17 protein-coding genes are annotated in these 18,738 nt (G+C 69.1%); 6 read left to right on the top strand and 11 right to left on the bottom strand.

Going from position 1 to position 18,738, the window contains the following annotated elements; all coding sequences use genetic code 11:
• Positions 1-48 precede the first annotated feature (48 nt).
• Positions 49-2,715, bottom strand: a complete 2,667-nt coding sequence (locus tag A7W11_RS15395; protein WP_235816890.1) for a heavy metal translocating P-type ATPase — start codon at positions 2,713-2,715, stop codon at positions 49-51.
• A gap of 118 nt (positions 2,716-2,833) precedes the next feature.
• Here A7W11_RS15395 and cadR point away from each other — a divergent pair, with 118 nt between their 5' ends.
• A complete protein-coding gene (cadR, locus tag A7W11_RS15390) occupies positions 2,834-3,268 on the top strand; it encodes a Cd(II)/Pb(II)-responsive transcriptional regulator (RefSeq protein WP_066414722.1) in 435 nt (144 codons plus the stop codon).
• Between the two features lie 161 nt (positions 3,269-3,429).
• Positions 3,430-4,008, top strand: coding sequence for a nitroreductase family protein (locus A7W11_RS15385; RefSeq protein ID WP_066414717.1), 579 nt, complete (start codon positions 3,430-3,432; stop codon positions 4,006-4,008).
• Between the two features lie 181 nt (positions 4,009-4,189).
• Here A7W11_RS15385 and argH read toward each other — a convergent pair whose 3' ends face one another.
• On the bottom strand, positions 4,190-5,605 hold the full coding sequence (argH, locus tag A7W11_RS15380; RefSeq protein ID WP_066414710.1) for an argininosuccinate lyase: 1,416 nt from the start codon (positions 5,603-5,605) through the stop codon (positions 4,190-4,192).
• A gap of 199 nt (positions 5,606-5,804) precedes the next feature.
• Here argH and A7W11_RS15375 point away from each other — a divergent pair, with 199 nt between their 5' ends.
• Positions 5,805-7,445: an NAD+ synthase gene (locus tag A7W11_RS15375; RefSeq protein ID WP_066414706.1), complete on the top strand. Its 1,641-nt coding sequence runs from the start codon at positions 5,805-5,807 to the stop codon at positions 7,443-7,445.
• Between the two features lie 97 nt (positions 7,446-7,542).
• Complete coding sequence (locus A7W11_RS15370) at positions 7,543-7,881, top strand: P-II family nitrogen regulator (RefSeq protein WP_066414701.1); 339 nt, start codon at positions 7,543-7,545, stop codon at positions 7,879-7,881.
• Positions 7,882-7,942: 61 nt separating this feature from the next.
• On the opposite strand, the gene gspF is transcribed toward A7W11_RS15370, so the two are convergent.
• Positions 7,943-9,151: a type II secretion system inner membrane protein GspF gene (gene gspF / locus A7W11_RS15365; protein ID WP_066414697.1), complete on the bottom strand. Its 1,209-nt coding sequence runs from the start codon at positions 9,149-9,151 to the stop codon at positions 7,943-7,945.
• A gap of 125 nt (positions 9,152-9,276) precedes the next feature.
• Here gspF and gspD point away from each other — a divergent pair, with 125 nt between their 5' ends.
• Both gspD and gspE read left to right on the top strand, forming a co-directional pair.
• Positions 9,277-11,916, top strand: coding sequence for a type II secretion system secretin GspD (gspD, locus tag A7W11_RS15360; protein ID WP_066414681.1), 2,640 nt, complete (start codon positions 9,277-9,279; stop codon positions 11,914-11,916).
• An 8-nt stretch (positions 11,917-11,924) separates the two neighbouring features.
• Positions 11,925-13,355, top strand: a complete 1,431-nt coding sequence (gene gspE / locus A7W11_RS15355; protein ID WP_066414679.1) for a type II secretion system ATPase GspE — start codon at positions 11,925-11,927, stop codon at positions 13,353-13,355.
• A gap of 106 nt (positions 13,356-13,461) precedes the next feature.
• On the opposite strand, the gene gspN is transcribed toward gspE, so the two are convergent.
• Genes gspN through gspG form a run of 8 tightly spaced genes read right to left on the bottom strand, consistent with a single transcriptional unit; the run spans position 13,462 to position 18,729 of the window.
• Positions 13,462-14,208 (bottom strand): type II secretion system protein N, encoded by a 747-nt coding sequence (gspN, locus tag A7W11_RS15350; protein WP_066414677.1) that lies wholly within the window; start codon positions 14,206-14,208, stop codon positions 13,462-13,464.
• Positions 14,205-14,834, bottom strand: a complete 630-nt coding sequence (gene gspM / locus A7W11_RS15345; RefSeq protein WP_235816889.1) for a type II secretion system protein GspM — start codon at positions 14,832-14,834, stop codon at positions 14,205-14,207. The genes gspN and gspM overlap by 4 nt, the downstream gene beginning before the upstream one ends.
• Positions 14,831-15,835, bottom strand: coding sequence for a type II secretion system protein GspL (gene gspL / locus A7W11_RS15340; RefSeq protein ID WP_066414675.1), 1,005 nt, complete (start codon positions 15,833-15,835; stop codon positions 14,831-14,833). Before gspL ends, gspM begins: the two co-directional genes overlap by 4 nt.
• Positions 15,832-16,824 (bottom strand): type II secretion system minor pseudopilin GspK, encoded by a 993-nt coding sequence (gspK, locus tag A7W11_RS15335; RefSeq protein ID WP_066414668.1) that lies wholly within the window; start codon positions 16,822-16,824, stop codon positions 15,832-15,834. Before gspK ends, gspL begins: the two co-directional genes overlap by 4 nt.
• Positions 16,821-17,435, bottom strand: coding sequence for a PulJ/GspJ family protein (locus A7W11_RS15330; RefSeq protein WP_066414667.1), 615 nt, complete (start codon positions 17,433-17,435; stop codon positions 16,821-16,823). The genes gspK and A7W11_RS15330 overlap by 4 nt, the downstream gene beginning before the upstream one ends.
• The gene (gene gspI, locus A7W11_RS15325; protein ID WP_082887269.1) at positions 17,432-17,815 is read right to left on the bottom strand and encodes a type II secretion system minor pseudopilin GspI; all 384 of its coding nucleotides are present in this window, start codon (positions 17,813-17,815) and stop codon (positions 17,432-17,434) included. The genes A7W11_RS15330 and gspI overlap by 4 nt, the downstream gene beginning before the upstream one ends.
• Positions 17,802-18,293, bottom strand: coding sequence for a GspH/FimT family pseudopilin (locus tag A7W11_RS15320; RefSeq protein ID WP_066416017.1), 492 nt, complete (start codon positions 18,291-18,293; stop codon positions 17,802-17,804). The genes gspI and A7W11_RS15320 overlap by 14 nt, the downstream gene beginning before the upstream one ends.
• Positions 18,265-18,729 carry a type II secretion system major pseudopilin GspG gene (gspG, locus tag A7W11_RS15315; RefSeq protein ID WP_066414657.1) on the bottom strand — a complete coding sequence of 155 codons (465 nt, stop codon included), beginning with the start codon at positions 18,727-18,729 and terminating at the stop codon, positions 18,265-18,267. Before gspG ends, A7W11_RS15320 begins: the two co-directional genes overlap by 29 nt.
• Between the last annotated feature and the right edge of the window lie 9 nt (positions 18,730-18,738).

Genomic DNA, 18,738 nt, shown 5'->3' with positions numbered 1-18,738 from the left:
TGAAATGATGACTTCTGGTTATTTGAAGGAGGGCGGCTTTTCCCGAGCTTAAATCCATCCGCCCCGTCCCGTGAAGCGGCCGCCCGCCCGCAACAGGCGCAGCCCGTTCGCCACCACCAGCAGCGCCGCGCCCACGTCGGCGAATACCGCCATCCAGAGCGTGGCCTGGCCGGTCAGGGCCAGCAGCAGGAACAGGGCCTTGATGCCCAGCGCCAGCGCGATGTTCTGCATCAGCACCCGATGCGTGGCGCGCGACAGGCGCACGAAGGTGCCGATCTTGCGCAGGTCGTCGTCCATCAGGGCGACGTCGGCGGTCTCGATGGCGGTGCCCGTGCCGGCCGCGCCCATGGCGAAGCCGATGTCGGCGCGCGCCAGCGCCGGGGCGTCGTTGATGCCGTCGCCCACCATGCCGACCGCGCCGTCCTGGCTCAGCTTGCTTTCGATGGCGGTCAGCTTGTCCTCGGGCAACAGGTCGCCGCGCGCCTCGTCGATGCCCGCCTCGTCGGCCACGGCGCGCGCGGTGCGGGCGTTGTCGCCACTGAGCATCAGGGTGCGCACGCCCAACCGGTGCAGGTCGACGATGGCGTCGGCGCTGCCGGGACGCAGCGTGTCGGCCACCGCGGCCAGCAGCAGCACCTGTTCGCCGCAGGCCAGCGCCACGGCGGTCTTGCCCTGGCTTTCCAGGGCGTCGATGCGTGCCCGCACGTCGGCATCGTCCGCGCCCAGTTCATTCAGCAGGCGGCGATTGCCCAGATGGAAGGTCTCGGCGCCGATGCGGCCACTGACGCCGCGGCCGGGCAGGGCGGCGAAATCCTCCACTTGCAACGGCTGGGGAGCGTTCGCGGCCCGGGCCAGCGCCCGGGACACGGGGTGGTCGGAACGCGAGGCCAGGCTGACGGCGGCCTGCACGGCGGGCGTGCCGGCGGCGCTGGCGGTCTGCAGCGTCACGAGGTCGGTCTGTCCGGGCGTGCCGCGGGTCAGCGTGCCGGTCTTGTCCAGGGCCAGCCAGGCCAGCTTGCGGCCTTCTTCCAGATAGACGCCGCCCTTTATCAGGATGCCGCGCCGCGCGGCGGCCGTCAGCCCGCTGACCACGCTGACCGGCGTGGAAATCACCAGCGCGCAGGGGCAGGCGATGATCAGCAGGGCCAGCGCCTGGTAGATGGAAGCCAGCCACGCGTGGTCCAGCAGCAATGGCGGCACGACGGCCACCAGCACCGCCAGGCCGACCACGGCGGGCGTGTAGACGCGCGAGAAGCGGTCGATGAAGCGCTGGGTCGGCGCGCGGACGCCCTGGGCCTGTTCGACGGCGTGGATGATGCGGTCCAGTGTGGTGTTGCCGGCCGCGGCGGTGACGCGGTATTCGAAGCTGCCCGACGCATTGACCGTGCCGGCGTAGACCGGGTCGCCCGGCCCCTTGTCCACTGGCAGGCTTTCACCGGTGATGGGGGATTGGTCCACGGCCGAGCGGCCTTCGGACACCGCGCCGTCGGCGGCGATGCGCTCGCCGGGCCGCACGCGCACGACGTCGCCGGGCTGCAACCGCGCGGCCGGGATCTCGGCCCAGCCGCCGTCGGGCTGGCGGGCCGTGGCGGTCTGCGGCGCCAGGTCCATCAGGCCGCGCACGGCATTGCGGGCGCGGTCCAGCGCGCGGGCTTCGATCAGTTCGGCCACGTTGAACAGGAACATCACCATGGCGGCTTCGGGCCATTGGCCGATCAGCACGGCGCCGGTGACGGCGATGCTCATCAGGGCATTGATGTTGAGATTGCCGTTGCGCACCGCGATCCAGCCCTTGCGGTAGGTGGAGATGCCGCAGGCCAGGATGGACAGCACCGCCAGCACCGCCGTGACGGCCAGCGGCAGGGCGGCGAAGTGCGCAGCCTCGGCGGCGGCGGCCAGCACGCCGGCGGTGGCCAGCACGCCGGCGGTGGCCAGCATGCGCCAGCCCCGGCCGGGCGCTGGCGGCGCCGTGGTGGCGGGGGCATCGTCCTGCAGGGGCTCGGGCGTCATGTCCAATGAGCGGATGGCCGCGGTGACCGTGTCCAGCGCGTCCTCGGCGTGCACGACGGTGAGGATGCGCTGCATCAGGTTGAAGTCCAGCGCGTGGACCTCGGGCAGGTTGCCGAGCTTGCGGCGGATCAGCGTTTCCTCGGTGGGGCAATCCATCTGGCCGATGCGCAGGCGCGCGACGCGTTGGCCGGGGCCGGCTTGCAGCGCGGGCGATGCGGGGCGGGAGGCGGGCGAGGCGGCGGTGTCGTCCCCGCAGGCGTGGGCGTGGCCGCAGCCGGCATGGTCTTCGGCCTTGGCGGCGAGGGCATGGGCATGGCCTTGGCAGGCGTCGCCATGCTCGTGGTGGTGGCCGCTCGCGGGGGCATGGCTATGGCGGTCATGATCGTGCGGCGGCTGATGGGCGGCACGGCTGGCGTCGTCCTGCTGCGTGAGGCCGGCGGCAGGATCGCCGCCGTGGCGGTGGGCCTGGTCATGAGTTTCCGGTTGCCCTGGCCGTTGCTGGCCATGCTCGCCGTCCTGGACGGGGGCGATCCGCTTGTTTGCATCGCCGTGACGGCGATTTCTCGAGGCGGCGTGCTCGGTGTTGAAGCGTTTGATGAGCCGCATATCTTCCTGCGCATGCCCGCCGCAGCCCGCGTCATGGCCGGGGCCTGGCGAGGAGGACGACGACAGCGTGTCTTCAGAGGGCGGAATGTTGCGGGACATGGCGTTTTCCGGTCGGGCGACGGGCCCGGAGTGTCAGCGATAGCCTGCATTGCACACCCTGGAGTTACTATAGGGTCAACAGGCAAACAACGGCTTTGACGTCTCCAGGAGACCCGCCATGAAGATCGGTGAATTGGCCCGCGCGGCCGGCACCACCGTGGAAACGGTGCGCTATTACGAGAAAGAGGGCCTGCTGCCCGCGCCGGACCGTGGCTTGAACAACTACCGGACTTACGGGCAGCCGCATCTGGAACGGCTGAAGTTGATCCGTAATTGCCGCGCGCTGGACATGACGCAGGAGGAAATCCGCGCCATCCTGGCCCTGGCGGACAACCATGAGTCGGGATGCGCGCCGATCAACGACCTGTTCGACGAGCACATCTCCCACGTGGACGCTCGCATTGCCGAACTGACCCAGTTGCGGGGACAGTTGACCGAACTGCGGCAGCGGTGCCGGTCGGCGCACGAGGACGCGGAAGACTGCGGCATCCTGCATGGGTTGGCCGAGATGGAGGCCGACGAACGGCCCGAACGGCATACGCATCTGGGTTGATCGAGCACGGACAGGTTGCCGATCAGGTTGACGTGCGCGGACCGGTTGCCCACCGGGATGACGTGCGCGCCAAATCCGTACGTCGGGCCAGGGCATGGCGCGCCGCGCCATCCGCCTGGCGTATGATGAGAATTCTTCTCGACTAGCTTCCGCTTCATTCAATGACCGCCACCCCGATCGACGCTCTGCTTACCCGCCGTTCCACCAAGATGCTGACGGGCCCCGCGCCCAGCGATGCCGAACTCGCGCAGATCCTGCAGGCCGGCATGTCCGCGCCCGATCACGGCGCGATGCGCCCGTGGCGCTATGTGCTGATCCGCGGCGAGGCCATCGGGCGTCTGGCGGACATGGCGCTGGATGCGGTCAAGCGCAGCGGCGACAAGCGCATGACGCCGGAAAAGGAAAAGGCCACTCGCGAGTGGCTGGCCCAGGTGCCGCTGGTGATCGCCGTGGCGCAGAAAATCGACCACGACAACACCAAGATTCCCGAGCACGAGCAGTTGCTGGCCACGGGCGCATCGGTGATGAACCTGCTCAATGCCATTCACATGTCGGGCTACGCGGCGTTCTGGAGCACCGGCCTGGGGACCTACGTGGAGGAAGTGCAGGACAAGTTGGGCCTGGACGCGCTGGATCACCGTTTCCTGGGCTTTCTGGCCGTGGGCAAGCTGTCGATGCCATTGCCGCCGTTGCAGCGTCCGGATTACAAGCAGTTCGTGTCGGAGTGGAACGGGCTGTAAGGACGGCCTGTAAGGACGGCCTGAAGGTCGGGCCTGCAACGACGGGTTTCATGAAAAAGGGCCGCTGTGAACTGCCCCCGAAGGTTGGATCTACGTCCAACTTTCGGGGGCAGTTCATGTGGCCCTTTTTTATTGGCGCCGGACTGACTCGCCGTGGCGGGCCTGTGCGCTGGCAGGGAGGTCAGGCCGTCTCGGCCAGCACGCGTTGCGCTTCCTCGCGCACGCGCTCGGGGGCGGTGCCGCCGATGTGCTTGCGGGCGGCCACGGAGCCTTCCAGCGTCAGCACCTGGTGGATGTCGGCTTCGATGGCGGCGTGATAGCCCTGCAGTTCCTGCAAGGACAGGTCGGCCAGGTCGATGCCACGCTGCTCGCAGTCGCGCACGGCATGGGCCACGACTTCGTGGGCGTCGCGGAACGGCAGGCCGCGCTTGACCAGGTAGTCGGCCAGGTCGGTGGCGGTGGCGAAGCCCTGCAGCGCGGCGGCACGCATGTTGTCGGCCTTGACGCGGATGCCGCCGGCCATGTCGGCGAAGAGGGTGAGCGTGTCGCGCAGCGTGTCGACGGTGTCGAACAGGCCTTCCTTGTCTTCCTGGTTGTCCTTGTTGTAGGCCAGGGGCTGGCCCTTCATCAGGGTGAGCAGGGCGACCAGGTGGCCGTTGACGCGGCCGGTCTTGCCACGGGCCAGTTCGGGCACGTCGGGATTCTTCTTCTGCGGCATGATCGAACTGCCCGTGCAGAAGCGGTCGGCCAGGTCGATGAAGCCCACGCGCGGGCTCATCCACAGCACCAGTTCTTCTGACAGGCGCGACACGTGCGTCATGACCAGGGCGGCGGCGGCGCAGAATTCGATGGCGAAGTCGCGGTCGGACACGGCGTCCAGCGAGTTGCGGCACACGCCGTCGAAGCCCAGGGTGGCGGCGACGCGTTCGCGGTCGATGGGGTAGGACGTGCCGGCCAGGGCGGCAGCGCCCAGCGGCAGGCGATTGACGCGCTTGCGGCAGTCGGCCAGGCGCTCGGCGTCGCGGCCGAACATCTCGGCGTAGGCCAGCAGGTGGTGGCCGAAGGTGACGGGCTGGGCGACTTGCAAGTGCGTGAAGCCCGGCATGATGGTGCCGGCGTTTTCCAGCGCAACGGTGGCCAGCGCACGGCGCAACTGGCGCAGCAGGTCGATCAGGTTGTCGATTTCATCTCGCAGCCACAGCCGGATGTCGGTGGCGACCTGGTCGTTGCGCGAACGGCCGGTGTGCAGGCGCTTGCCGGCATCGCCGACCAGCTCGACCAGGCGCTTTTCGATGTTGAGGTGGACGTCTTCCAGGTCGAGCAGCCATTGGAAGGTGCCGGCGTCGATCTCGGACAGGATCTGCTGCATGCCGCGCTGGATGTCGGCCAGGTCTTGCGAGGGGATGATGCCCTGCGCGGCCAGCATCTCGGCGTGGGCCAGGGAGCCTTGGATGTCGTGGCGGGCCAGGCGTTGGTCGAAGTCGACCGAGGCGGTGTAGCGCTTGACGAGATCGGAGACGGGTTCGGAGAACCGGGCGGACCAGGCTTGCGCCTTGTTGGCGAACTGGTCTTGCGAGGAAGAAGGGGTATTTGCCATGGTGGCGGAATTATAGGCTGCGGGGGGACGGGCTGCTAAGCGCCACATGGCGCATCGATTGGGGCGACGTGTGGCAAGCCCGTAAGGTACCCGAGGTGCGGCGTAACCGGCACCTGCCGATTCTGGCAGGGGGATGTCTCCGCTCTGGCCGTGCGATAATTTTTTCCGTTTCTTTTCACGGATTCTGGAACCGTCCCCCATGAGCGTCGCCCGGGTAGCAATTGCGCAAATCAACGCCATCGTCGGCGACTTGGCCGGCAATGCCGCCAAAGTGCTGAAGGCCGCCCGCGCGGCGCACGAGCAGGGGGCGGACGTGCTGGTCACGCCCGAACTGGTGCTGACCGGTTACCCGCCCGAAGACCTGTTGCTGCGCCCCTCTTTCGTGCAGAAGCAGGAAGAAGTCCTGCGCGAGCTGGCCCGTGACCTGTCCGCGCTCGACGGACTGCACGTCGTGGTGGGCCATGTGCAGCGGCGCGACGACCGGCTGTACAACGCCGCGACGGTGCTGTGCGGCGGGTCCGAGATCGGCGTCTACCGCAAGCGCGAACTGCCCAATTACGCCGTCTTCGACGAGCAGCGTTACTTCGCGGCCGATGGCGCGCCGCTGGTGTTCGACGTCAAGGGCGTGCCCTTCGGCGTCACCATCTGCGAAGACATCTGGTTCGAGCATGCGCCCCGCGCCGCCGCCGCCGCCGGCGCCCGCGTGCTGCTGGTTCCCAACGCCTCGCCGTACAACACCGGCAAGCAGGTGCTGCGCCAGTCCGTGGCCGAGCGTTGCGTAAGCGATACCGGCTGCGCCGTGATCTACGCCAACCTGGTCGGCGGCCAGGATGAACTGGTGTTCGACGGCGCCTCGTTCGCCATCGACGCCCACGGCCGGCGCGCCGCGCGCCTGCCCGATTTCACCGAAGGCGTGAATGTGGTCGAGGTCGACGACAAGGGCGGCGTCCGTCCGGTCACGCGCCAGGCCGACGTGGCGCCGTATTGCCTGGAAGAGCAGGTCTGGAACGCCCTGGTGCTGGGCGTGCGCGACTACCTGGGCAAGAACGGCTTCCCCGGCGCCATCATCGGCCTGTCGGGCGGCATCGACTCCGCCGTGGTGCTGGCCGTGGCGGTCGATGCCCTGGGCGCCGAGAACGTGCGCGCCGTGATGATGCCGTCGCGCTACACGGCCGACATCTCGCAGATCGACGCGGCCGACATGGCGCAGCGCCTGGGCGTGAAGTACGACGACATCGCCATCGCGCCCGCGATCGGCGCATTCGAGCAGATGCTGGCGGCCCAGTTCGAAGGCCTGCCGGTGGATGCCACCGAAGAGAACATCCAGGCCCGCGTGCGCGGCACCTTGCTGATGGCCTTGTCCAACAAAACCGGCCGCCTGGTGCTGACCACCGGCAACAAGTCCGAGATGAGCACCGGCTATTGCACCCTGTACGGCGACATGGCGGGCGGCTTCGCCGTCATCAAGGACGTGCCCAAGACGCTGGTGTACCGCCTGGCGCAATGGCGCAACACGCGGCAGGAAATCATCCCGGAACGCATCATCACCCGTCCGCCGTCGGCCGAGCTGCGTCCCGACCAGACCGACCAGGACAGCCTGCCGCCCTACGACGTGCTGGACGGCATCATGGCGCGCTACCTGGAAGACAACGAGTCGCCTGCCGACATCGTCGCCGCGGGCTATCCGCCGGCCGCGGTCGAGCAGGTGGTGCGGCTGATCCGCATCAACGAATACAAACGCCGCCAGGCTCCCCCCGGGCCGCGCATCACGCCACGCGCGTTTGGACGGGATTGGCGCTATCCTGTCACCAACGGCTTTCGCGAACCGCTGTCGTCCTGACGCTTTGTCCTGAATCCGGCACGCAACGCAGCCGGCGCCCACAGTCATCCCGCAGCCCCGCAGTCATCATCTCCAAGCAAAACCAGGGAAAACGCACGTGAAACAAGTCACCGCCATCATCAAGCCGTTCAAACTCGACGAAGTGCGCGAAGCGCTGGCCGAGGTCGGCGTCAGCGGCCTGACGGTCGCCGAGGTCAAGGGTTTCGGGCGCCAGAAAGGGCACACCGAGCTGTATCGCGGCGCCGAGTACGTGGTCGATTTCCTGCCCAAGATCCGCATCGACGTAGTGCTGTCCGACGACATGGTCGAGCCCGCCATCGACGCCATCCTCAAGGTGGCGCGCACTGGCAAGATCGGCGACGGCAAGATCTTCGTCACCCCGATCGAACAGGCCATCCGCATCCGTACCGGCGAAAGCGACGAAGAGGCGCTGTAAACGTCATCGGGTCCGCCGGGTCGGACATGTTCCGTGCGGCGCCTATCCGAACCCGCGCCGTTCAGCGCACCAGCTGGTTCATCTCCAGGATCGGCATCATCACCGCCAGCACGATCATCAGTACGATGCCGCCCATCACGACGATCAGCAGCGGCTCGAGCAGCGCGGTCATGGCCATGGCGCGGCGCTCCAGGTCGCGCGACAGGTTGTTTGCGCCGCGCTCCAGCAGTTCGGGCAGCCGGCCCGTCTTCTCGCCGCTGGCGATCAGGTGCACCAGCAGCGATGGAAAGCACTTCTGCGCCCCCAACGAGGCCGACAGCGAGGCGCCTTCACGCACCCGGGCACTGGCGTCGTCCACCGCGGCGCGCAGGCGGTCGTTGCCCAGCGTGCGGCGCGCGGCGTCCAGCGAGGTCAGCAGCGCCACGCCGCTGCCGGTCAGGATGGCCAGCGTGGAGGCGAAGCGCGCCGCGTCCACGCCCAGCACGAAGCGTCCGACCAGCGGCAGCCGCAGCATGCGGCTATGCCAGGCCATGCGCGCCGCGGGTGCCCGCAGCGTGTAGCGCCACAGCGCGACCAGGAAGCCGATGGCCAGGGCCGTCAGCCAGCCCCACTGCCGCACGTAGTCGCTGGCGCCCAGCATGATGCGGGTGAGCAATGGCAACTGCTGTTTGGCGTGGCTGAACGCCGTGACCACCTGCGGCACCACGTAGCCCAGCAGGAAGATGACGATGATGACCGAGACACAGGCCACGACGGCGGGATAGATGAAGGCCGTGAGCACCTTGCTGCGCAGGGCGTTGCGTTCTTCGATGTAGGTGGCCAGCTTGTCCATGACCTGCGCCAGGTCGCCGGACTCTTCGCCGGCGCCGACCAGCGCGCGATAGATCTCCGGGAAATCACGGGGGCGCGAGGCCAAGGCGACCGACAGGCGATGGCCGGCGCGAACGTCGGCGCGCACTTCGGCCAGCAGGGCTGCCATGTGCTTGTTCTCGGACTGGTCAAGGGTGGCGCTGAGCGCGGCGTCCAGCGGCAGGCTGGCGGCCAGCAGGCTGGACAGCTGGCGCGTCATCCAGGCCAGGTCGGCGTCCGACAGGCGAGGACGGAACATGCCGGACAGGGATCCGCTGGCGGCGGCCGTGGGGGCGGTGGACAGTGGCAGCAGGCCACGGCCCCGCAACTGGTTGCGGGCCCCGCGCTCGGTTTCGGCTTCGATCGTGCCGTGCACGATCTTGCCCAGGGCGTCGGTGGCTTCGTAACGATAAGAGGGCATGTCAATAAAGATCAGGTTTCAGTGCGAGGCGTTGGGCTCACACCATGCAGGCGAATTATGACTGTAGTGTTTCGTTATCACCTCGTATACTCGGCAAATTTTCCAGCCCAGTGGTGTAGATTTTCATGCGTCAAATCCTGTCGTTCGGCTTGGCCGCCGTCATCGCCGCCAGTAGTTGCGCCTTGCCGGTTCAGAGCGCGCAAGCGCAACAGAGCGACAATCGGGTCAGCCTGAATTTCGTCGACACCGATATTCCCGCCGTCCTGCGTGCCTTGTCGGTGTTCACTCAACGCAATTTCCTGGTCGACCCGCGCGTCAAGGGCAAGATTACCCTGGTGTCCGAGCGTCCGGTCAGCCGTGAACAGGCCTTGTCCATGCTGACCGGCGCGCTGCGCCTGCAGGGCTTCGCCATTGTCGACGTCGACGGCGTGACGCGCGTGGTGCCCGAGGCCGACGGCAAACTGCAGGGCAGCCCGGTCGTCAGCGACGGCGCCCGCAGCCCCGGCACCGGTCGCGCGGCCAATGGCGCGATGTCGATGGAAGACTTCGCCCGCGGCAGCCAGATGGTGACGCGCGTGTTCTCGCTGAAATACGAGAATGCCGCCAACCTGGTGCCGGTGCTGCGCCCGATGGTGCCGCCGAACAATCCCATCAACGCCTATCCGGGCAACAATACCCTGGTCATCACCGATTATGCCGACAACCTGGAGCGTATCGCCCAGGTGATCGCGCGCATCGATGTGCCGTCTTCGCTGGATACCGACATCGTTCCGATCCAGTACGGCATCGCGTCCGATATCGCGGCCCTGGCCTCGCAACTGATGGACGGGCAGGGGGGGGCGGGCCAGGGCGCGGGCGCCGACGCGTCGCGCATGGCCATCGTGGCCGATCCGCGCAGCAACAGCGTGCTGATCCGTTCGGGCAATCCGGCGCGCACGCGCCTGGCCCGCGACCTGATCGCCAAGCTGGACGCCCGCCAGAAGGATGCCGGCAACCTGCACGTGGTGTATCTGCGCAACGCACAGGCCACGCGCATGGCCCACGTGCTGGGCGGCCTGCTCAATGGCCAGAGCCAGACGCAGAGCGTGGGCGGCACGTCGGGCACGGCGGGTTCGGTGGGCGGCGCCGGCACCGGCCTGAGCGGCCGCAGCACGTCCTCCAGCTCGACCCGTTCCAGCAGCAGTTCGTCGCGCAGCTTCGGCAGCAGTTCCAGCAGCGGCGTGGGCAGCAGCAGCTCGGGCGGCCTGGGCAGCAATACCCAGCAGATTTCCCGCGAAGACCCCAGCGACGCATCGGAACCGGTGTCCTACGCGGCCGGCGGCGCGGTCATCCAGGCCGACCCGTCCACCAATACCCTGATCATCTCCGCGCCCGAGCCGCTGTACCGCAGTCTGCGCGAAGTCATCGACCAGCTCGACCAGCGCCGCGCGCAGGTGCTGGTGGAAAGCATGATCGTCGAGGTCAACGCCAACTCGGGCTCCGAGTTCGGCATCCAGTGGATGACCGGCGGCAACGGCCTGAGCAGCGGCCGCACCAGCTTCATCGGCGGCACCAACCTGGGCGGCAGCGGCATTACTGCCGGCGGCGCCACCACGCTGGATTCGCTGGGCAGCGGCCTGAGCCTGGGCCTGGTCAAGGGCACGGTCGACGTGCTGGGCAACGAGGTCATCAACCTGGGCGTGCTGGCCCGCGCGCTGCAGGATTCCGGCCAGGCCAACATCCTGTCCACGCCGAACCTGCTGACGCTCGACAACGAACAGGCCAGCATCCTGGTCGGCCAGACCGTGCCGTTCGTCACGGGCTCGTACGTGACGTCCGGCAGCGACAGCACCAGCAACCCGTTCCAGACCGTCGAACGCGAGGACATCGGCCTGAAGCTGAACATCCGTCCGCAGATCTCGGAAGGCGGCGCGGTCAAGCTGGACATCTACCAGGAAGTCAGCAGTATCGACGACGCGCGTTCCAACGCCACCACCGGCATCGTCACCAACAAGCGCGCCATCGACACCAGCGTGCTGATCGACGACGGCCAGATCATCGTGCTGGGCGGCCTGCTGGAAGACAGCATGACGATCTCGTCCAAGAACATTCCCGGCCTGAGCAACATTCCGCTGCTGGGCGCGCTGTTCCGCTACGACTCGCGCCAGCGCACCAAGACCAACCTGATGGTGTTCCTGCGTCCGTACGTGCTGCGCGATTCGCGCAGCAGCGCCAACGTCACGCTGGACCGCTACGACTACATGCGCCGCGCCCAGAGCAACGCGCAGCCGGGCCAACACTGGCTGTTGCCCGACATGCAGGGCGCGCAACTGCCGCCGGCCAACGTGCCGGTGGTGGGCGAGCGCCCGTACGACCTGCGTCCCGAGCACGCGGACGCGACCATGCGCCGTCCCGGCCCGGCCTCGACCCAATCGACCGCGGTGCGGCAGTTGCCGCAGCGTCCGGACCAGGACGAAAGCAATCAGCCGATCCGCGCCAGCCTGCCGCTGGGCGTGAGCGTGGCGCGCGACCCTTCGGCCATCTACGGCCAGGCAGATACCTCGACCACCACGCTGCAGATTGCCTCGGTGGACACCCAGGAAGAGGCCGACCAGATCGTCAAGCGCGTGCAGATCAGCGGCCTGAACGCCTATTCCCGTGTGGGCCCCGGCGGCCAGGGCGCGGTGGTGCGGGCAGCCGTGGCGCGCGACGCCACCACGGTGGATACCTCGCTGAACCTGCTGCGGCAGTTGGGCTTCAAGCCCGAACTCGTGACGAATATGTAGGGGGGGAGATGAATCCTCATCCCTTGCCTTATGCCTGGGCGCGCGCGCACCGGGCCATGTTGTCGATGCGGCCGGGCGCCGTGCAACTGACGGTCAGCCCGCGCACGCCCGCCTGGGCGGTGCGCGAGATCCTGCGTTGCCACGGCGAGGTGCCGGTGGTCAGCGTGGAGGACAGCGCGCTGGAGACCATGCTCACGGCCGCCTACAGCGATACCGAGGACGCCGCGTCCGTGATGGGCGTGGCCGAGAACGAGATCGACCTGGACCGCCTGCTGCAGGACATGCCCGAAGTGGCCGACCTGCTGGAAGCGCAGGACGACGCGCCGGTGATCCGGATGATCAACGCCTTGTTCGCCCAGGCCGCGCGCGACAACGCCAGCGACATCCACATCGAGCCCTTCGAAACCCACTCGGTGGTGCGCTACCGCGTGGACGGCACGCTGCGCGACGTGGTGTCGCCGCGCAAGGCGCTGCATTCCGCGCTGATCTCGCGGATCAAGATCATGGCGCACCTGGACATCGCCGAGAAACGCCTGCCGCAGGACGGCCGTATCGCGCTGCGCGTGGGTGGCCGCCCCATCGACGTGCGGGTCTCGACGCTGCCCACGGGCCACGGCGAACGCGCGGTGCTGCGCCTGCTGGACAAGGAAGCCGGCCGCCTGCAGCTGGAGAAGCTGGGTATGAGCCCCGTCGTGCTCGGCCGGCTGGACAAGCTGATCCGCCAGCCGCACGGCATCGTGCTGGTCACGGGCCCGACCGGCAGCGGCAAGACCACCACGCTGTACGCCGCGCTGTCGCGCCTGGACGCCTCCACCAGCAACATCCTGACGGTGGAAGACCCGATCGAATACGACCTGCCCGGCATCGGCCAGACGCAGGTCAACGCCAAGATCGACATGAGTTTCGCCATGGCCCTGCGCGCGATCCTGCGCCAGGATCCGGACGTCATCATGATCGGCGAAATCCGCGACCTGGAAACCGCGCAGATCGCGGTCCAGGCTTCGCTGACGGGCCACCTGGTGCTGGCCACGCTGCACACCAACGACTCGGTGTCGGCGGTGACGCGCCTGACGGACATGGGCGTCGAGCCCTTCCTGCTGGCCTCGTCGCTGCTGGGCGTGCTGGCGCAGCGGCTGGTGCGCAAGCTGTGCCCCGAGTGCCGCAAGCCGGAACTGCTGGCCGATGGCTCCACCGTGTACCGCGCCGTGGGCTGCCCGCATTGCAACCACACGGGCTACAGCGGCCGTTCGGGCATCCACGAGCTGTTCGTGGTGGACGACACGGCGCGCACACTGATTCATGAAGGCCGCGACGAGCAGGCGTTGCGCCAGGCTGCCGCCGCATCGGGCATGCACAACATGCGTGAAGACGGCCAGCGCTGGATCGAGGCGGGCGTGACCTCGCCGGAGGAAATCGTGCGGGTGACGCGCGACGACTAGCGCGGCGTGGGGGCTTTTTTGGCCGGTGCCTGGCCGGCCGACACGGCAACGCCGCCCCAGGGCGGCGTTGCCGTATTCGGCCCCAATGAATTGCCGGGCCAGCGTCCTACAGCTTGCCCGTTCCGAATGCGTGCCCGTCGTCGCGCTCGGGCCCGATCGCCGTCAGCAGTCCGGTCAGCGCGGCCTGTTCGGTGTCGCTGGCCTTGTCCGAGGCCTTGGCGCGGCCCTGGAAATTCAGGCGGCGGCCGGTCCATTCCCCCTGGCCCGTCAGTTGCAGCGCGCCCTTGTCGGTGGACAGCGTGATCTTGATGTTGCGGCCGCTGCCTTCCAGGCGTACGTGGTAGTCGCCGATGGGCGCGATGGGCGCCATGGCGGCGCTGGCGTTGCGCCAGTAGATGTCGGCCAGCGTGCCTTGCGCCAGGGTGCCCGGGGTGAACGCGCGCCATTGCACGTCGATCTGGCCGCCGGGCGACATGGTGTTCCAGGGCGTGCCCATGCCGGCCAGCACGGCGGCGGGCAGGGTGGCCTGCTGTGCCGAGACCGACACGCCACCCAGTCCGAAGGACAGCTTGACGGGGCCGCGCAGATAGGGGTGGCGCACGTCGACCGAGGCGCCGTTCCAGCGCCATTGCACCGGCTCGGTCAGCATGCGGCGCGACTGCGGGCTGCCCAGCGCGATCCAGGCGGTGCCCGACCACAGGGTGCCGCTGGCCTCGACGACCGTGATGGGCGCATCGGAGGGCATCAGCCACAGCAGCCAGCGGGCCGGCAACACCGTGAGCGCCGCCGCCAGGGCGACGGCCACCGCCAGCACGACGGTGCCGATGCGGAACTTGCGTAGCAATTCGATCATCGTGCCTGGGCCTTCGGTGCAGCGTCGTAGGGGACCAGGGTGGCGGTGCCGCTCAGGCGGCCGGGCAGGCGCCGGTCGTCGGCGTCGCGCGGGCGGGTGAGCGTCACGTCGGTGACCACCAGCCGCCAGTCGCGCGGGGCGCCATCGAGCCAGCGCAGGGCGGCGACGGAAGAGGCTTCGGTGAAGGTGAGCGTGAGGCCGGGCTTGGCGTCGGCGGCCGCGCCGGTGCCCGCTGCGGGCTGGGCCGGCGCCGCCGACCATTGGTTCTCGGACAGCCCCGCTTGGTGCAGGCTGGCGCGCAGTTCGGCATCGGTGGGCAGGGTGCCGGCGGTATGTTCGCCGCCCCGGCGCAGGCCGCGCGCGCGAGCAGTCAGGTCGGCCACGGTGGCGGCCTGGGCGCGCAGCTTGGGCAATTCGACGCCCAGGTCCCGTACCGATTTCATGGCCGGTTCGATGAAGATCAGCCAGGCCAGCGCCAGCCCGACGACCGCCGCGGCGATGCCCAGCAGGCGGCGTTCGCGCGGGGCCAGGCGGGCCAGCCAGGCCTGCCCCCGGCGCTGGGTCTGCGCATAGCGGTCGCGCAGCTTGTGCCACATCGGCAGGAAGGTGGAGGTTCTCGTGGTCATGGTTGCGCCTGCAGGATGCGCCAATGCGGGGCGTTCTCTTCGCGCTCGATGCGCAGGCCCAGCGCCGTGGCCTTGGCCATGATGGCGGGCACGTCGCCCACGCGGTCGTCGTTGCCGTCCTTGGCCGGCGCCAGTTCCAGCAGCAGCGCCTGATCCTTGTAGGTCAGCTTGTCGACGTTGTCCGCGGCGAACGGCAGCACCTGGGCTGCGCCGCGCGCCAGCGTCATGAAGTCGCCTGCGCTGCCGGCGCCGTTGCCGGCCAGCAATGCGTTGTAGCCTTGCTCGGCCTGGCGCACCGCATCGAGCACGACCGGCGTGCCGGGAAAGGTGTCGCGCACCTGCGAGACCATGGTCTCGCGCAGGCGGGTGGCTTCCCCGCGCAACTGAGAGGCGTAGAAATTCAGGCCGACGATCCACAGCACCGCGGCGACGGCAGCCCAGCGCAGCGCCGGCTTCCAGCGCGAGGGGCGCTGCGGCGCCAGGTGCGGCAGCGCCAGCGACCACGACGGCGCGTCGTGGTTCCAGCGGGGGTCTTCGTGCGAACCCAGCGCAGCGTCGGCGTCGGCCGCGTCGCCGGCCAGCACCTGCACCGGCACCAGCGCGCGCACCTGCAGGCCGGCTTGCGACAGCAGCATCCAGGCGCGCTGCAGCGCGGCGCTGTCGGCCCAGGCCACCGCCACGGCGCCGTCGGCGGCGCGCGGTCCGTGGCCTACGGCCAGGGTGGACAGGTCGCTGAGCACCAGGGCTTCGAGCGCGCCGTTGACGGCGGCGTCGAAGCGCGCGGCGGCCACGGCGGGCACCTGCACGCTGGCCAGGATGGCATCGTGAGGATGCAGCACGGCCTGCACCGGAATGTTGGGGAAGGCGCCGGCCAGGCCGGCGGGCGCCAGGGTGCCGTGGCGGGCGCGCTGGCCGCGCCGGTCGAACCAGGCGTAGTCCAGCAGCGACGTGGCCGTGAGATCGGCCAGCGGGGGGAGGGCGATGCGCAGGATATTCTTCACATGACTTCCTGTGTCCAGAGGGTGCGAGGCGCCCCTCCGGTGGAGCTTTGCATGAGCGCGCGCATGGTGACGCGGGCGCGCTCGTAGACCACGGTGCCCGTGGCCATGAACCAGGTGCTGGTGGTGACCACGGTAGGCACTTGTACTTCGGATCCGGTGCCGGTGACGCGGTTGCCGAAGTCGCCGCTGTTCAGGAACCAGCGGCCGCGGTCGCGGTCGCCGGCCAGGCTGCGCGCCTGGCCCAGCGACAGGCCGGGCACCAGCGCGGCGATGACTTCGGGCGGCGCGGTGTTGACGTTGACGGTGGTGCGGGCGGGCAGCACCGTCATGGTACGCCGCAGGGCCTGGCGCGACACCTGGTCGACGCCCAGCAGGTTGGCGATGTCGTCGATGCCGCGCGGCAGCGGCGCATCGGTCTGGGCCTTGGCCAGCAGGGCTTCTTCGGCGGCCTCGCTGGCCGACGAGGTGGTGGTGCCGGTGGAGGAGGTCTGCTCGGAGGAACTGACCGGCGCGGGCGGCTGGGCCTGCGCGATCAGGTTGGCCATCTGCGGCGCCAGCGAGGCCGGCTGGTTCAGGTTGGACAGCAGGCGCGTCAGTATTTCGAGCTGCGCCTCCGAGACCTTGCCGCCGATGGCCACGTTGTACAGGTTGTACTTGCCTTGCTCGTCTTCGAGGAAACCCGAGAACACGGCCACGCGATCATCGCCCGGCTGTTCGATGCGGGTGTCCTGCACCGGCGTGGCCCAGACCTGGTCGCCTTGCGTGGTGGCTTCGCGGCGCGCGTGGTCGCGCAGCATCAGGCGCGCCCAGTCGATGCCGCCCATCAGCAGCCAGCGCGCCTGCACGCGCGCTTCTTCGTTCTCGACCTGGCGCATGGTGGCCGTCTGCCGCAGGAACAGGCTGGTGCTGAGCGCGGCCACGATGGCCACGATGATCAGCGCGCCGATGACCGCGGCGCCGCGCTGGCGGGAAGGATGGCGTGGCGTCATTGCAGCACCAGGATGCGGTTGAACTGCTGCAGGACCTCGCGGTGGCGGCGCTCCAGCGCGATGTCCAGGCCGGTGGCCTGCGCGGGCAGGGCGGCGGGCAGGTTGGCCCAGCCGCTGCCCGGCACCCAGGCGCGCAGGCGCAGCGCGGTGACCTGCGGCATCACCAGCGCGCCGGTGTCGGGCGGGGGCAGGGGGTAGCGGGTGCCCGCGGCGCCCACGTAGCGCCACAGCCCGTCGGGCCGCAGTTGCCACACCACGCGTTGCCACATGCCTTGCTGGTCGGGCGCCGCGCGCACGATGTCCAGCAGGGGCGCGGCGCCGTTGCCACGCAGCACGTTCACGCCGTCGGGCAGCGCGCCCTCGGGCGCGGCGGAGCGCGGGCCCACGTAGGCCTGGTTGACGTCGCGTTCGATCTGGCCCAGCACGCGCACGACCATGTCGTTGTCCTGCGCCTCGGCGTCGATCCACTCGCGGGCGTCGGAGACCTGCGCCAGGCCGCGCCAGGCCATCAGGCTGACCAGGGCCATCAGCGCGATGGCCACCAGCACTTCGATCAGCGTGAAGCCGCGTTGCCGCCGGCAGCGGGGCGGTTGGAGAGGGCGTGCGCTCATCGCAGGTTCGACACCAGGCCGCTCAACTGGGTGATGACGGCATCGTTGTCGCCGGCCGGGTGCACGCGCACCGTGACCTGGCGGAAGCCGCGGTTCAGAGAGCTGGTGGTGACCAACTCGCACTGCATGGCCTGGCCACCTTGCGGGCAGGCCACCATGCGCTTGCCCGGCGCGGGCAGGGTCTGTTCCAGGCGCATCTGCGCCAGCGCGTTCTCGGCGGCCATCAGCGCCAGGGTCTTGTCCTGCAGCGCGCGGTTGTTGCTGATCATCACGCTGGTGGCGCGCATGGCGGCGCCCATCGCCACGGCGATGATGGCCAGCGCCACCAGCACCTCGATCAGGGTGAAGCCGCGTTCGCGGCGCGCGCTACTGGATGTCATAGCGGCCGGCGGCATCGCGCGTGATGGTGAGGGTGTCGCCGTTGGCTTGCAGCTGCAGCGTCATGGGCGGCGCGATCCATTCGGTGCCGAACACCAGCGGCATGGCGGGATCGGTGCGCACGGTGACGGGCGGTTTGGTCCAGCCGCGCTCGCCCAGCAGGTCGTCCTGCTCGAAGCGGTCGGGCCGGGACGGGCCGTCGTCCTGTGCGGAGAGCTGATCGGAGCGGCCACGGCGTTCGAAGGACCAGTTGGCGCTGTCGGCGCGCCAACGGATGACGCGCCCGTCGCTGCGGGCCTCGCTTTGCGCCGCCGAGAAGGCATCCACCAGCCGTTCGGCATCGCTGCGCAGGCTGCGGTCGGGGCCGGAGAAGGCGGCCAGGCTGACCAGGGATGCGCCGATGCCGATGATGACCAGGACTACCAGGACTTCAACGAGCGTGAAGCCGCGCTCAGAGCTCCCACGAGCCGATGTCAGCATCGCCTTGTTCTCCGCCCGGTTTGCCGTCGGCGCCGAACGAGAACACGTCGATCTCGCCCTTCACGCCCGGGTTGAGGTACTGGTAGGGCGCGCCCCACGGATCGTTGGGCAGGCGCTCGAGGTAGGGGCGCCAGGCCTTGGCGCCCTCGGGGCGTTCGACCAGGGCGCGCAGGCCTTGCTGGGTGGTGGGATAGCGGCCGTTATCGAGGCGGTACAGCTTCAGCGCCTGCATCAGGCCGGAGATGTCCTGCTTGGCGGCGACCTGGCGGGCCTGGTCGGGACGATCCAGCACGCGCGGCACGACCAGGGCGGCAAGAATGCCCATGATCACGACGACCACCATGATCTCGATCAGCGTGAAGCCTTGCTGGCGGCGAGCCTTCAGGGGGTACCTGTGCACGTGGGAATCCTCGGAGAAATCAGTCAAGCCCGGCATTTTCGCGTC

This window comes from Bordetella ansorpii, from assembly GCF_900078315.1.
Lineage (GTDB): Bacteria > Pseudomonadota > Gammaproteobacteria > Burkholderiales > Burkholderiaceae_B > Bordetella > Bordetella ansorpii.
Note: the sequence above shows the minus strand (reverse complement) of the source record. Positions and strands in the feature narration are given on the sequence as shown.